Origin of the sequence: Pseudomonas sp. C5pp (genome assembly GCF_000814065.1) — a bacterium.
GTDB classification, from domain to species: domain Bacteria; phylum Pseudomonadota; class Gammaproteobacteria; order Pseudomonadales; family Pseudomonadaceae; genus Aquipseudomonas; species Aquipseudomonas asiatica.
Genome location: NZ_JWLN01000060.1, coordinates 1 through 14,136, shown reverse-complemented (window position 1 = coordinate 14,136; position 14,136 = coordinate 1). Strand labels below are relative to the sequence as shown.

Below are 14,136 nucleotides of genomic sequence, written 5' to 3'. Positions count from 1 at the left end.
CGATCTCACAGGCGCTAAAAATGCCGTGGCGAGCACCTTGCAGCCAAAATGCCTTTTCAGACCTAAAAAAACCCGCGCTGTTGCCAGCGCGGGTTTTCGGTCAGACCGGAGCGATCAACGCTCCAACAGAATCCGCAGCATGCGGCGCAGCGGCTCGGCCGCGCCCCACAGCAGCTGGTCACCTACGGTGAACGCACCCAGGTACTGGGAGCCCATGTTCAGCTTGCGCAGGCGGCCAACCGGGATGTTCAGGGTGCCGGTAACCTTGGTCGGGCTCAGCTCCTGCATGCTGATTTCACGCTGGTTAGGTACCAGCTTCACCCAAGGGTTGTGCTGGCTGATCATGCCTTCGATGTCGGCCAGCGGCACGTCCTTGTTCAGCTTGATGGTCAGCGCCTGGCTGTGGCAACGCATGGCGCCGATGCGCACGCAGATGCCGTCGACCGGGATCGGGCTCTTGAAGCGGCCGAGGATCTTGTTGGTCTCGGCCTGGGCCTTCCACTCTTCACGGCTCTGGCCGTTCGGCAGTTCCTTGTCGATCCACGGGATCAGGCTGCCAGCCAGTGGCACGCCGAAGTTCTCGGTCGGGAACGCTTCGCTGCGCATGGTCTCGGCAACCTTGCGGTCGATGTCGAGGATGGCGCTGGCCGGGTTGGCCAGGTCATCGGCGACGGCAGCATGGGTAGCACCCATCTGCTTGATCAGCTCGCGCATGTTCTGCGCACCGGCACCCGAGGCCGCCTGGTAGGTCATGGCGCTCATCCACTCGACCAGGCCGGCTTCGAACAGGCCACCCAGGCCCATCAGCATCAGGCTGACGGTGCAGTTGCCGCCGATGTAGTTCTTGGTACCCGCGTCCAGCTGCTGGTCGATGACCTTGCGGTTGACCGGGTCGAGGATGATCACCGCGTCATCCTGCATGCGCAGGGACGAGGCGGCGTCGATCCAGTAACCCTGCCAGCCGGCTTCACGCAGCTTGGGGAAGACCTCGTTGGTGTAGTCGCCGCCCTGGCAGGTCAGGATAACGTCGAGGGTCTTGAGTTCTTCGATCGAATAAGCATCCTTGAGCGGAGCTGTATCCTTGCCCACGTTCGGGCCCTGGCCGCCAACATTGGAGGTGGTGAAGAACACCGGCTCGATGAGGTCGAAATCCTGCTCCTCCAGCATCCGCTGCATGAGCACGGAACCGACCATACCGCGCCAACCGATCAGACCTACACGTTTCATCGCAACTACACCTTTGCTAAAAGTGGGCCGCCACCGGGAATTTTGGGTGGCGGGCCAGAGAGATTACAGATTCCGCAGCGCTGCGACTACTGCGTCGCCCATTTCCTGCGTACCAACTTTGCGGCAGCCTTCCGAGAAGATGTCGCCGGTGCGCAGCCCCTGGTCCAGGACCAGGCTCACGGCCTTCTCGATCGCCTCGGCGGCAGCCGACTGATTGAAGCTGTAACGCAGCATCATCGACACCGACAGGATGGTCGCCAGCGGGTTGGCGATGCCAAGGCCTGCGATGTCCGGTGCCGAGCCGTGGCACGGCTCGTACATGCCCTTGTTGTCGGCATCCAGCGACGCCGAAGGCAGCATGCCGATGGAACCGGTCAGCATGGAAGCTTCATCCGACAGAATGTCACCGAACATGTTGTCGGTCACCATCACATCGAACTGCTTGGGCGCACGCACAAGCTGCATGGCGGCGTTGTCGACGTACATGTGGCTCAGCTCCACATCCGGGTAGTCCTTGGCCACGTCCTCGACCACTTCACGCCACAGCTGGCTGGAAGCCAGGACGTTGGCCTTGTCCACCGAGCACAGCTTCTTGCCGCGCACGCGGGCCATGTCGAAACCGACACGGGCAATGCGGCGCACTTCGCTTTCGCTGTACGGCAGGGTGTCGTAGGCCTGGCGCTCGCCGCCTTCCAGCTCGCGCTGGCCACGCGGGGCACCGAAGTAGATACCGCCGGTCAGCTCACGGACGATGAGGATGTCCAGGCCGGAAACGATCTCTGGCTTGAGCGACGAGGCATCGGCCAGTTGCGGGTAGAGGATGGCCGGGCGCAGGTTGGCGAACAGGCCCAGTTGCGAACGGATTTTCAGCAGGCCGCGCTCGGGGCGAATGTCACGCTCGATCTTGTCCCACTTCGGCCCGCCCACGGCGCCCAGCAGCACGGCATCGGCCTTGCGCGCACGCTCCAGGGTCTCGTCGGCCAGCGGCACGCCGTGCTTGTCGATGGCGGCGCCACCGATCACATCGTGCTCCAGGCTGAAGCCGAGCTGGAACTTGTCGTTGGCCAGCTCCAGCACCTTGACCGCCTCGGCCATGATTTCCGGGCCGATACCGTCACCTGGGAGAATCAGAATCTGCTTGCTCATGCTTTCCTCTATCCAATCACGCGGTGCGGCCAAGCGGGCCCCACCGAAAAGTTCTTAACGCTCGGCCCACAACACCAGCACATCGGTGCTGAACGAACCATCGGCCTCGATCTGGTAATACTGCCGTACTTCTTCACCCATGGCTTGCTGCAATTGGCGAATTGCCACGCGCATTGGCTCGGGGGTGCGCATGCGCTCGACCCAGCTGGAAAACTCCAGGCGCAGCGGCTGGCGAGTGTGGCTGCGCACATGCAGGCCAGCCTCGCTGACCTGGCGTTGCCATTCGGCAGCGGAATAATCGCGCACGTGGCTGGTGTCGCGCAGTACTTCGACCGTTTGCAGGTAGGTGTCGAGCAGCGGGCTGCCCGGCGACATGACGTCGATGAACGCCGCCACGCCACCCGGCTTGAGCACTCGGCGCACTTCGCGCAGGGCCAGGCCCAGGTCGCTCCAGTGGTGGGCCGAGTAGCGGCTGAAGACGAAGTCGAACGAGGCGTCGGCGAACGGCAGGCGTTCGGCGGCACCGCGTTCGGTGGTGATATTGGCCAGGCCGCGCTCGGCGGCGGCACTGGCGACCACGTCGAGCATGGCTTGCGAGAGGTCGTAGGCGACCACTTCGGCAACCAGAGGGGCGACATGGAAACTGACATGACCGGCACCGCAGCCCAGGTCCAGCACGCGAGCATGGCCCTGCCCCGCCAGCGCGGCCTGCAGCAGGGCGAATTCACTGCCCTGGGCGTGCACGGCGCTGCTGAGGTAGGCGCTGGCCTGTTCGCCGAACTGGCGTTGGACCACATCGGTGTGCTGGGTGCTGGTCATGTCTCGATCCTTTTGGTCTTTCTGCTGCCTGTACCGGCCCTTTCGCGGGTAAACCCGCTCCCACAGGACCTCTACAGGTTTCGAATCCTGCGCTGTACCTGTGGGAGCGGGCGTGCCCGCGAAGAGGCCGGTACTGTCACCTGCAAACTTCAGGCATCACGGAACAGCCAAGGCTGCCCGGCGCGGTGCTTGCCCTCGAAGGCCTTGATCGCATCGCTGTCCTGCAGGGTCAGGCCGATGTCGTCCAGGCCGTTGAGCAAGCAGTGCTTGCGGAACGCATCGATCTCGAAGTGCAGCACCTTGCCATCCGGACGGGTCACCGCCTGCGCCTGCAGGTCGATGGTCAGCTGATAGCCCGGGATGGCTTCGACCTGCTTGAACAACTCGTCGACTTCCTCGTCGCTGAGGATGATCGGCAGCAAGCCGTTCTTGAAGCTGTTGTTGAAGAAGATGTCGGCAAAGCTCGGCGCGATCACGCTGCGGAAGCCGTACTCGTCCAGCGCCCATGGGGCGTGCTCACGGCTGGAGCCGCAACCGAAGTTCTCGCGCGCCAGCAACACGCTGGCACCCTGGTAGCGTTCGTGGTTGAGCACGAACTCCTTGTTCAGCGGGCGCTTGCTGTTGTCCTGGTAAGGCTGGCCCACGTCCAGGTAACGCCACTCGTCGAACAGGTTGGGGCCGAAGCCGGTGCGCTTGATCGACTTCAAAAACTGCTTGGGGATGATCTGGTCGGTGTCGACGTTGGCACGGTCCAACGGCGCGACGAGGCCAGTGTGCTGGGTAAAGGCTTTCATGCTGCGCTCCCTTGGATCAACTCGCGGACATCGATGAAGTGGCCGGTCACCGCGGCGGCGGCGGCCATGGCCGGGCTGACCAGGTGGGTACGGCCACCGGCCCCCTGACGGCCTTCGAAGTTGCGGTTGGAGGTAGACGCGCAGTGCTCGCCGCTCTCCAGGCGGTCCGGGTTCATCGCCAGGCACATCGAGCAGCCTGGCTCACGCCATTCGAAACCGGCCTCGAGGAAGATCTTGTCCAGGCCTTCGCGCTCGGCCTGGGCCTTGACCAAGCCCGAGCCCGGCACCACCAGCGCCTGCTTGACGTTGGCAGCGACCTTGCGGCCCTTGGCGATTTCGGCGGCAGCGCGCAGGTCTTCGATACGCGAGTTGGTGCACGAACCGATGAAGACGCGGTCGAGCTTGATATCGGTGATCGCCTGGTTGGCGGCGAGGCCCATGTACTTGAGGGCACGCTCGATCGAACCACGTTTGATCAGGTCAGGCTCGGCAGCCGGGTCCGGCACGCGCTGGTCGACAGCGAGGACCATCTCCGGCGAAGTGCCCCAGCTGACCTGCGGCTTGATTTGCGCAGCGTCGAGCTCGACCACGGTGTCGAACACCGCGTCAGCGTCGGAGACCAGGCCTTTCCAGGCTTCGACCGCCTGCTTCCACTGCTCGCCCTTCGGCGCGTACGGGCGGCCTTCGACATAGGCAACAGTGGTGTCGTCCACCGCCACCAGCCCTACGCGGGCACCGGCTTCGATGGACATGTTGCAGATGGTCATGCGGCCTTCCATCGACAATTCGCGGATGGCGCTGCCAGCAAATTCCATGGCGTGGCCGTTACCACCGGCGGTACCGATCTTGCCGATCACGGCCAGGACGATGTCCTTGGCGGTTACGCCGGCAGGCAACTGGCCTTCCACGCGCACCAGCATGTTCTTCATTTTCTTGGCGACCAGGCACTGGGTTGCAAGCACGTGCTCCACTTCGGAGGTGCCGATGCCGTGGGCCAGGGCACCGAAGGCGCCGTGGGTGGAGGTGTGCGAGTCACCGCAGACCACAGTCATGCCAGGCAAGGTGGCACCCTGCTCCGGGCTGATGACGTGGACGATGCCTTGACGCTCGTCATTCATCTTGAATTCGACGATGCCGTATTCGTCACAGTTCTCGTCGAGGGTCTGCACCTGCAGGCGCGACACCTGGTCGACGATGGCCTCGATACCGCCCTTGCGCTCTGGCGTGGTCGGCACGTTGTGGTCAGGCGTGGCGATGTTGGCGTCGATGCGCCAAGGTTTGCGGTTGGCCAGGCGCAGGCCTTCGAAGGCCTGGGGCGACGTCACTTCGTGGATGATGTGACGGTCGATGTAGATCAAGGACGAGCCGTCATCACGGCGCTTGACCTCATGGGCTTCCCAGAGTTTGTCGTAGAGCGTTTTGCCAGCCATCAGACTGTTCCTCATCAGCGTCTTTCTATGCCAAAGACCCCTTGGCTTGTGCGGTCGATGCTAGGGGGTTAGATTGAATAACTCAAATTCATAATTTTTATGCTTTGGATAACCAACAGGAATGCGACTTCATGGATCTGGCCAACCTTAGCGCCTTCATCGCGATTGCCGAAACCGGTAGTTTTTCCGGGGCGGCCGACCGCCTGTTCCTGACTCAACCGGCCGTCAGCAAACGCATCGCCGGACTGGAACAGCAACTGGATGTGCGCCTGTTCGACCGGCTGGGCCGCGAGGTGACCCTGACCGAGGCGGGCCGCGCCCTGCTTCCCCGCGCCTACCAGATCCTCAACGTCCTCGATGATACCCGGCGCGCGCTGACCAATTTGACCGGAGAAGTGAGTGGTCGGCTGACCCTTGCCACCAGCCATCATATCGGCTTGCACCGCCTCCCCCCGCTGCTGCGGGCCTTCACCCGGGAATACCCTGCAGTGGCGCTGGATATTCAGTTCATGGATTCGGAAGCGGCCTACGACGAGATCCTCCATGGCCGCGCGGAGATTGCCGTTATCACCTTGGCACCCGAGCCGCACCACCTGGTCAAGGCCGTGCCGGTATGGGACGACGCCCTGGACTTCGTCGCCGCTCCCGAGCACCCGCTGGCCAACAACCAAACGGTCAGCCTGGCCGACGTCGCCCGCCACCCGGCCGTGTTCCCCGGCGGCAACACTTTTACCCACCACATTGTTCAGCGCCTGTTCGAAAGCCAGGGCCTGACGCCGAACATCGCCATGAGCACCAACTATCTGGAAACCATCAAGATGATGGTGTCGATCGGCCTGGCCTGGAGCGTGCTGCCGCGCACCATGCTCGACGAACAGGTTGCACCCATCGCCTTGCCGGGCATACAGCTGTCTCGCCAGCTAGGCTACATTTTGCACACGGAGCGTACGCTTTCGAACGCGGCCAGGGCATTCATGGCCCTGCTCGACAGCCACGCGGGGCCCGCCTGACCGGTCGTCAGCCCGGTATTGCCACCTCCAAGGACGCGTCATACGCCAAAGGTCTGGTACCGATGCCCAAATCAGCGAATCGCTTTTTGCGCCTGCCGCGCATACCAGCGGCCGACCCTCAGGAGTCGGAACAGGCCTGGCAGAACGCCCCACAGTTGCTGGCCGCACTCAACGGCGCACGGCTGGGTGCCTGGCTATGGGATATCGACAGCGGCCGGGTGAGCTGGTCACGGGGCACCCAGGCCCTGTTCGGCTTCGACCCGCAGCGCCCGCTCCCCGCAGATATCGACTACCTCGACCTGCTGCCGGAGGAAGATCGTGCGCGCACACGCCAGGTGTTCCAGGCAGTGTTCAACGGCGAACCGGTGGAACAGGCCATGCGCCACCGTATCCGTTGGCCGGACGGCAGCCTGCACTGGCTGGAGATCAACGGCAGCCTGACCCACGACCCGAACGGCCGGCCGCAGATGATCGGGGTGATCCGTGAAATCACCCGCCAGCGCGAGCGGGAAACGGCGTTGATCAATTCGGAAAAACGCTTCGCCACCCTGTTCCACCTCAGCCCCAATGCCATTTTGCTCACCCGACGCCACGACGGCATGATCTTCGAGGTCAACCAGCACTTCGAAGACATGTTCGGCTGGCCCGGTAGCCAGGTGATCGGCAAGACCAGCCTGGAGCTTGGCCTGTGGGCAAACCCCGAACAGCGCCACCAGTTGCTGGAGTCGACCCGCAGCAACACTGGCCCTTTGATAATGGAAGTACAGTTCCGCGCTACCAGCGGCAAGGTGCATGACGGCATCCTCTGTACCCAGGGCATCGAACTGGAGGGCGGAACCTTCCTGCTCAGCACCTTTATCGACACCACCGAGCGCAAACGTGCCGAGCAGGCCTTGAAGGACAGCCAGGAGCGCCTGGACCTGGCCCTGGATTCGGCACAGCTGGGCACCTGGGACTGGCATATTCCCAGCGGCATGCTCTACGGTTCGGCGCGCGCCGCACAGCTGCACGGCCTGCCGCCCATCCCGTTTCACGAATCGTTCGACGCGTTTTTCGAAGGGGTCCCGGAGCAAGAGCGCAATTCGATGCGCCAGGCCTACCGTAGCCTGCGCGAAGGACCTGCCGGCAACTACCAGATCACCTACCGGGTACAGCTGGAAAACGGCATTTCGCGCTACATCGAAAGCCGCGCCCGGCTGTACCGCGACGAGCAGGGCAACCCGCTGCGCATGGCTGGCACTTTGCTCGACATCACCGACCAGGTGGAGCGCGAACAGCGCCTGAGCGCTTCGGAAGAGAAGTTCGCCAGCCTGTTCCAGGTAAGCCCCGACCCAATCTGTGTCACCCGCCAGGACACCGGGCAGTTCATCGAGATCAATCCGGCGTTCACCCAGACCTTCGGCTGGAGCACCGAGCAGGTGATCGGCCGCACCGCCGAGGAAATCGGCCTGTGGGCGGAGTCCATCGAGCGCGCGCAACGCATCGAGCGGGTAATCCGCGAACAGGCCCTGAGCAACGTCGCCGTAGTGGTCAACCACCGCAATGGGGCACCGCTGACCTGCGTGATTTCCAGCCGCCTGATCACCGTCGATGACCAGCCTTGCAGTGTTACCACCCTGCGCGACATCACCCAGCAGCAGCGCGCCGAGGCGGCGCTGAAGTCCAGCGAGGAGAAGTTTGCCAAGGCCTTCCACTCCAGCCCTGACGCCATCACCATCACCGAACGCTACAGCGGTCGCTACCTGGAAATCAACGACGGTTTCTGCCGCCTGACCGGCTACAACGCCGCCGACGTGGTCGGCCGCACGGTGTACGAGATCGGCATCTGGGCCGACGACAAGCAGCGCAGCGCCCTGCTGGCCGAGTTGCGCGAGCGTGGCCGGGTGCATCATCGCGAGATGCTAGGGCGCAACAAGCGCGGTGACATCCTTACCGTGGAGGTGTCGGTGGAGCCGATCACCCTCAATGAGGTGGACTGCCTGCTGGTAACCGCCCGCGATGTCAGCCAGCTGAAAAACGCCCAGGCACAGATTCGCCACCTGGCCTACCACGACCCGCTGACCAACCTGCCCAACCGCGCCCTGCTGATGGACCGCCTGAGCCAGCAGATCGCCCTGCTCAGGCGCCACAACCTGCGCGGCGCCCTGCTGTTCCTCGACCTCGACCACTTCAAGCACATCAACGACTCGCTGGGCCACCCGGTGGGCGACACGGTGCTGAAGATCATCACAGCGCGGCTGGAAGCCAGTGTGCGCCTGGAAGACACCGTGGCGCGCCTGGGTGGCGACGAGTTCGTGGTATTGCTCAGCGGCCTGGAAGGCAGCCGCGAGTTGGTCGAAGAGAAAGTCCGCGGGCTGGCCGATACCCTGCGCGAACTGCTGGCCGAGCCGATGTCGCTGGATGGCCAGCGCCTGCAGGTAACACCCAGCATCGGCGTGGCGCTGATCCCTGACCACGGCGCCACCCCGGCCGACCTGCTCAAGCGTGCCGATATCGCCCTGTACCGTGCCAAGGATTCCGGGCGCAACACCACCCAGCTGTTTCATACCACCATGCAGAAAGCTGCCAGCGAGCGCCTGCGCATGGAGAACGACCTGCGCCTGGCCTTGGCCCGCGGCGAGTTGGCGCTGCACTTCCAGCCGCAGGTGGATGCGCGCGACAACCGCATCGTCGGTGCCGAGGTGCTGCTGCGCTGGCATCATCCGCAACTGGGTCAGCAGCCACCGGCGCAATTCATTCAGGTGCTGGAAGAAAGCGGCCTGATCCTTGAGGTTGGCAGCTGGATCCTCGACGAAGCTTGCGATGCCTGCGCGCGCATGCTGGGCGACGGGCTGATCGACGCCGATGATTTCAGCTTGTGCGTGAACATCAGCCCACGGCAGTTCCGCCAGAACGACTTTGTCGGGCGGGTGCTGCGCAGCCTGGACGATTACCGCCTGCCACGGCGAATGCTGACGCTGGAAATTACCGAAGGCATCGTCATCCAGAACCTGGAGGACACCATCAGCAAGATGCGCGAGCTGAAGCGCTACGGGGTGAGCTTTGCCATGGATGACTTCGGCACCGGTTATTCCTCGCTGACCTACCTGAAACGCCTGCCAGTGGATGCGCTGAAGATCGACCAGACCTTCGTGCGCGATGCGCCGGAAGACCCCAACGACGCCGAAATCGTCCGCGCCATCGTCGCCATGGCTCGCAGCCTGGATCTGACGGTGATTGCCGAAGGGGTGGAACTGACCGAACAGCTGGAGTTCCTGGAACGGCTGGGGTGCCACCTGTACCAAGGGTACTTGCACAGCCGGCCGCTGCCGTTGCCGGAGTTCCGGCAGATGTTGCTGGAGGCGCCGGCGGATTACTGAAACCGGTGCAGATGCGATTCCTGTGGAGCCGGCCTTCAGACGATCACAATAAAAAGGGCACCCCTGGGGGGGGTGCCCTTTTTCACATCTACAAGATCAGTTCAGCGCTGGCTTGTCGCCGTTGATCGGAATGCGCTTGGCCTTGGCCTCTTCAGGCACGATGCGCAGCAGGTCGATGCTGAGCAGGCCATTGGCCAGGCCGGCGGCCTTGACTTCGATATGGTCGGCCAGGCGGAACGACAGCTTGAAGGCGCGCTGCGCGATACCCTGATGCAGGTAGGTCACTTCAGCAGGGCCATTGTCGCGCTTGCCACCGGTCACGGTCAGGACACCTTTTTCAACCTGCAGGTCGAGGTCCTCTTCCTGGAAACCGGCTGCAGCAACCACGATACGGTAGTGGTCATCGCCATGCTTTTCCACATTGTAGGGCGGGTAGCTGCTACCGGCCTCGTTACGTGCCGCGGATTCGAACAGGTCGTTGAAACGGTCGAAACCAACGGAATGGCGGAACAGTGGAGCGAGAGAGAAAGCGGTAGTCATGGTCATGAACTCCTGAGATTCAGCAAGTAAGTCATTGCGCGACCCGACTTCGGCATCGCGTACTCAAGAGATATGGCCGGGGGAAATGCTTTCAAGGGGGGAGCAGAAAAAATCTGGATTCCTGCGTTGGGCTTGATGGCCTCTTCGCGGGTAAACCCGCTCCCACAGGGAGCTCACACATTCCAAAACCTGCGCCGAACCTGTGGGAGCGGGTTTACCCGCGAAAGGGCCGGATCAGGCAACACAAGCCTCCAAAGAAACCGCCTCACTCCCCAGCAACCGGCTTATCCGCGCACAGTCATCCTCCCGCCGCAATTCGGCAAACAGCACAACCGCTTCGGGATAACTGCGGGTCAGCATCGCCAGCCACTGCTTCATCCGCCCCGGTGCATAGCGCGGCGACAACTTGGCCTGGGCCTGACGCCAGAACTCGCGAAGCAACGGCAGCAGGTCGTCCCAGCTCATCGGCTGGTACTCCCGCCCGTCACGCGCCGCGGCAATCTGCAGCCCAAGATCGGGGCGCGAAACCAGCCCACGGCCCAGCATGATATCTTCGGCGCCACTGACCTCACGACAGCGCCGCCAGTCGTCCACGGTCCAGATCTCGCCGTTGGCGAACACTGGCACCTTGACCACATCCTGCACCCGCGCCACCCACTCCCAGTGGGCCGGGGGCTTGTAGCCCTCGACCTTCGTCCGCGCATGCACCACCAGGTGCGCCGAACCACCTTCGGCCAGCGCCGTGGCACACTCCAGCGCGCCATCGGGGCTGTCGAAACCCAGGCGCATCTTCGAGGTGACCGGGATATGTGCGGGCACGGCACGGCGCACTTCACGCACGATGGCGTGCAGCAGCTCCGGTTCCTTGAGCAGCACCGCTCCACCGCGCGACTTGTTCACGGTCTTGGCCGGGCAACCGAAGTTCAGGTCTATCACCGGCGCGCCCAACTGGCAGGCCAGCGCGGCGTTTTCCGCCAGGCACACAGGGTCCGACCCCAACAACTGCACGCGCATTGGTACCCCTGCAGCGGTCCGTGCGCCATTGCGCAACTCGGGCGCCAGCTTGTCGAACGAGGAAGGCGGCAGCAGGCGGTCGCACACGCGAATGAACTCGGTGACGCACCAGTCGATACCGCCCACGCGGGTCAGCACGTCGCGCAGGATGTTGTCGACCAGCCCCTCCATGGGGGCCAGGGCAATTTGCATGTCGGGGTCTCGGTGGAAAAAGCCGGCAGTCTAACAAAAATTGCCGGTGTTTCAGGCGCCGATCAGCGCCGGGCCGTAACCGTCGAGGAACTCCGCCGGCATGCGCTTGGGCTTGCCGCTGGACAGCTCGATGCAGGCAAAGGTGGTCTGGGCGCGCAGCAAAGTCACGCCGTCGCGCGGGCGCTTGAGCTGGAAGCGCCGGGTCATGCGCAGGCGCTGGTCCCAGTTGATGATCCAGGTGGCCAGTTGCAACTCGTCATCCTCGTAGGCAGCGGCCAGGTAGTCGATTTCGTGGCGCACCACGGCCATGGCCCGGTCCAGCCGGCGATATTCGGCCAGGTCCAGGCCCAGGCGTTGGGAATGGCGCCAGGCGCAGCGCTCCAGCCAGGTAACGTAGACCGCGTTGTTGGCGTGGCCGAGGCCGTCGATATCCTCGCTACCGACTCGCAGGTCGATGACGAAGGGTGTTGCCAGGTCCCAGCTCATGTTCGCTTCCTTGGAGCAAAAGTGGATTTAGCAGGGCCCTGCAGAAAAAAGTCCAGCCCTTGTGGAGGATTTACCGGCCTCATCGTCGGCAAGCCGGCTCCCACAGGGTCTGCGCTGGTTCAAAGGCTTGCGCTGTACCTGTGGGAGCTGGCTTGCCGGCGATGAGGCCAGTACAGGCAACATCATCAGGCACTTTGCCGCGCTGGTGCGCCAGCCCGGGCCAGCAGCTCCAGCACCGCTTCACTCAGGCGCGGGTCGGACAGCACGCGCTGGTGGCCACCTGCCTCCAGCAACATCAGGCGGCTATCGAACCAGGCCTTGTGGATAACCCGGGCCTCATCGGCTGCGACCAAGGCATCATCGGCGGCATGCACCACCAGCCCGGGCAACTCCAACTGGTAACCCGTCACATCCAGCCGCGCAATCTGCATGCCCACATCCCGCTCCACCTGGCGAATGAATGCAGCCCGCGCCCGCGCCGGCAGCCCCAGACGATGGGCAAAGCCACGCAGTACGCCCAATAGCCGCGCCGGGGCAGCGATGCTGACCGCTGCCTCGGTACGCAGCCCCATCTGCAAGGCCAGCAATACACTGGCGCCGCCCATGGAATGGCCAATAACCGCGCGCAGCGGCGGCAGCTCGGCGGCAGCTTCCAGCAGCGCTCGGGCAAACAACACCACATTTGCCTGTTCGCCAGGCGAACGGCCATGCCCCGGCCCCTCCAGCGACACCACCGTGTGCCCCGCCTGGACCAAGGTTTCGATCAACGCGGCAAACTGGGTCGGGCGCCCCTCCCAGCCGTGCATCATCAGCACGGTCGGCCCCTTGCCCCAGCGCAAGGCCGACAAGCCGAAGCGCAAAGTGATGCGCTCGGCGCTGGCCAGCACGGGCAACTCCCAATCCCGTGGCGGTAGGTTGCGAGGGGTCATGAAGGCACGGCGCATCTTGCCCGCGACATGCTCGGGGGCCAGGCGGCCCAAGGTGCCATTGACACCACGAATCCAGCTTAGGGTAGTCATCGCCATGCTCCAGGCTCAAAGCACCGCCGATTTGGCGGCGCGCAGAATACGATCGGACAGTTCGCTGGTGCCCAGGGCACGGGCAAGCGCCAGGCCACCAACCATCAGGGCCAGGTCGGCCAATGCCTTGTCGGCGTCCTCGGGGCGGTCGACCATGGCGGCTGTCATCAACTCGATGTGCTCGGCCAGAACCTCGCGGAAGGCCTCTGGCAGGCGCTGCATCTCGCCCAGCGAATTGGGCAGCGGGCAGGCATGCACTTCGGCATCACGGTGCTTGCGCGACAGATAGAAAGCACTGGCCAACGCCCGCCGCCCGGCACCATCGAGGCTGGGGTCGATCTGCGCGAGCAAGGCGCGGCGCTCGCCCAGCAACTGGCGGAACGCTTCGAGCATCAACTCGTCCTTGCTGTCGAAGTGGGCGTAGAAACCACCGACGGTCAGGCCTGCCGCACCCATGACCTGGCTGACGCTGGGCTCGGCCGGGCCGTGCTGGATCAGCGCACTTCGCGCCGCCTCGAGAATGCGCTCGCGGGTTCTGCTCTTCTTGTCGCTCATCAGGCCACTCGCCGATCAAAATATGATGACCAAAATATTATTCGCATAATATTTTTTGGCAAGCAGAATCTGCAGCCGCCTGTCGGTCGCGAAATCTTGAGTAGGGGAGAAAAACAAAAGGCCCATTCAATAATCGAATGAGCCTTCAAAGTCCCGCAAAACGCGGGTAAACGTGGCGTCCCCTAGGGGACTCGAACCCCTGTTACCGCCGTGAAAGGGCGGTGTCCTAGGCCACTAGACGAAGGGGACGTAACCTTCGTGCCGATCCGCTTACGCGAACCGCGGCAGAAATGGTGGAGCTAAGCGGGATCGAACCGCTGACCTCCTGCATGCCATGCAGGCGCTCTCCCAGCTGAGCTATAGCCCCGAAACAAAAGGCTCATCAGTAATCGACGAGCCTTTAAAGCCCTGCAAAACGCAGGAAAAGTGGCGTCCCCTAGGGGACTCGAACCCCTGTTACCGCCGTGAAAGGGCGGTGTCCTAGGCCACTAGACGAAGGGGACGTAACCTTCGTGCCGATCCGCTTTCGCGAACCGCGGCAAATT

12 protein-coding genes and 3 tRNA genes are annotated in these 14,136 nt (G+C 63.4%); 2 read left to right on the top strand and 13 right to left on the bottom strand.

What is annotated here, in order from left to right:
- Positions 1-114: 114 nt before the first annotated feature.
- The 5 genes from asd to leuC all read right to left on the bottom strand — a co-directional run bounded on the left by asd (position 115) and on the right by leuC (position 5,416).
- Positions 115-1,227, bottom strand: coding sequence for an aspartate-semialdehyde dehydrogenase (gene asd, locus RR51_RS27665; protein WP_003260268.1), 1,113 nt, complete (start codon positions 1,225-1,227; stop codon positions 115-117).
- 63 nt (positions 1,228-1,290) lie between these two features.
- Positions 1,291-2,373, bottom strand: a complete 1,083-nt coding sequence (gene leuB / locus RR51_RS27660; protein ID WP_013971603.1) for a 3-isopropylmalate dehydrogenase — start codon at positions 2,371-2,373, stop codon at positions 1,291-1,293.
- 54 nt (positions 2,374-2,427) lie between these two features.
- Positions 2,428-3,192: a class I SAM-dependent methyltransferase gene (locus RR51_RS27655; protein WP_039615378.1), complete on the bottom strand. Its 765-nt coding sequence runs from the start codon at positions 3,190-3,192 to the stop codon at positions 2,428-2,430.
- A 149-nt stretch (positions 3,193-3,341) separates the two neighbouring features.
- Positions 3,342-3,986: a 3-isopropylmalate dehydratase small subunit gene (gene leuD, locus RR51_RS27650; RefSeq protein WP_015269431.1), complete on the bottom strand. Its 645-nt coding sequence runs from the start codon at positions 3,984-3,986 to the stop codon at positions 3,342-3,344.
- Positions 3,983-5,416, bottom strand: a complete 1,434-nt coding sequence (leuC, locus tag RR51_RS27645) for a 3-isopropylmalate dehydratase large subunit (protein ID WP_013971600.1) — start codon at positions 5,414-5,416, stop codon at positions 3,983-3,985. The genes leuD and leuC overlap by 4 nt, the downstream gene beginning before the upstream one ends.
- Positions 5,417-5,547: 131 nt before the next feature.
- Between leuC and RR51_RS27640 the strand changes: the two genes are divergently transcribed.
- Both RR51_RS27640 and RR51_RS27635 read left to right on the top strand, forming a co-directional pair.
- Positions 5,548-6,426 carry a LysR family transcriptional regulator gene (locus RR51_RS27640; RefSeq protein WP_039615377.1) on the top strand — a complete coding sequence of 293 codons (879 nt, stop codon included), beginning with the start codon at positions 5,548-5,550 and terminating at the stop codon, positions 6,424-6,426.
- Between the two features lie 62 nt (positions 6,427-6,488).
- Positions 6,489-9,785 (top strand): PAS domain S-box protein, encoded by a 3,297-nt coding sequence (locus RR51_RS27635; protein WP_039615376.1) that lies wholly within the window; start codon positions 6,489-6,491, stop codon positions 9,783-9,785.
- Between the two features lie 96 nt (positions 9,786-9,881).
- Here RR51_RS27635 and RR51_RS27630 read toward each other — a convergent pair whose 3' ends face one another.
- From RR51_RS27630 to RR51_RS27595, 8 genes are all read right to left on the bottom strand, one after another.
- Entirely contained in the window at positions 9,882-10,325 is a 444-nt protein-coding gene (locus tag RR51_RS27630) for an Hsp20 family protein (RefSeq protein WP_003260273.1), read from the bottom strand.
- 234 nt (positions 10,326-10,559) lie between these two features.
- Positions 10,560-11,531, bottom strand: a complete 972-nt coding sequence (locus RR51_RS27625) for a tRNA dihydrouridine synthase (RefSeq protein WP_039615375.1) — start codon at positions 11,529-11,531, stop codon at positions 10,560-10,562.
- Positions 11,532-11,582: 51 nt separating this feature from the next.
- A complete protein-coding gene (locus RR51_RS27620; protein ID WP_039615374.1) occupies positions 11,583-12,017 on the bottom strand; it encodes an acyl-CoA thioesterase in 435 nt (144 codons plus the stop codon).
- A gap of 185 nt (positions 12,018-12,202) precedes the next feature.
- Positions 12,203-13,036: an alpha/beta fold hydrolase gene (locus RR51_RS27615; protein WP_003260276.1), complete on the bottom strand. Its 834-nt coding sequence runs from the start codon at positions 13,034-13,036 to the stop codon at positions 12,203-12,205.
- A 15-nt stretch (positions 13,037-13,051) separates the two neighbouring features.
- Positions 13,052-13,591 carry a TetR/AcrR family transcriptional regulator gene (locus RR51_RS27610; protein WP_039615373.1) on the bottom strand — a complete coding sequence of 180 codons (540 nt, stop codon included), beginning with the start codon at positions 13,589-13,591 and terminating at the stop codon, positions 13,052-13,054.
- Between the two features lie 173 nt (positions 13,592-13,764).
- A tRNA-Glu gene (locus tag RR51_RS27605) sits at positions 13,765-13,840 on the bottom strand.
- A 42-nt stretch (positions 13,841-13,882) separates the two neighbouring features.
- A tRNA-Ala gene (locus RR51_RS27600) sits at positions 13,883-13,958 on the bottom strand.
- Positions 13,959-14,018: 60 nt separating this feature from the next.
- A tRNA-Glu gene (locus tag RR51_RS27595) sits at positions 14,019-14,094 on the bottom strand.
- Between the last annotated feature and the right edge of the window lie 42 nt (positions 14,095-14,136).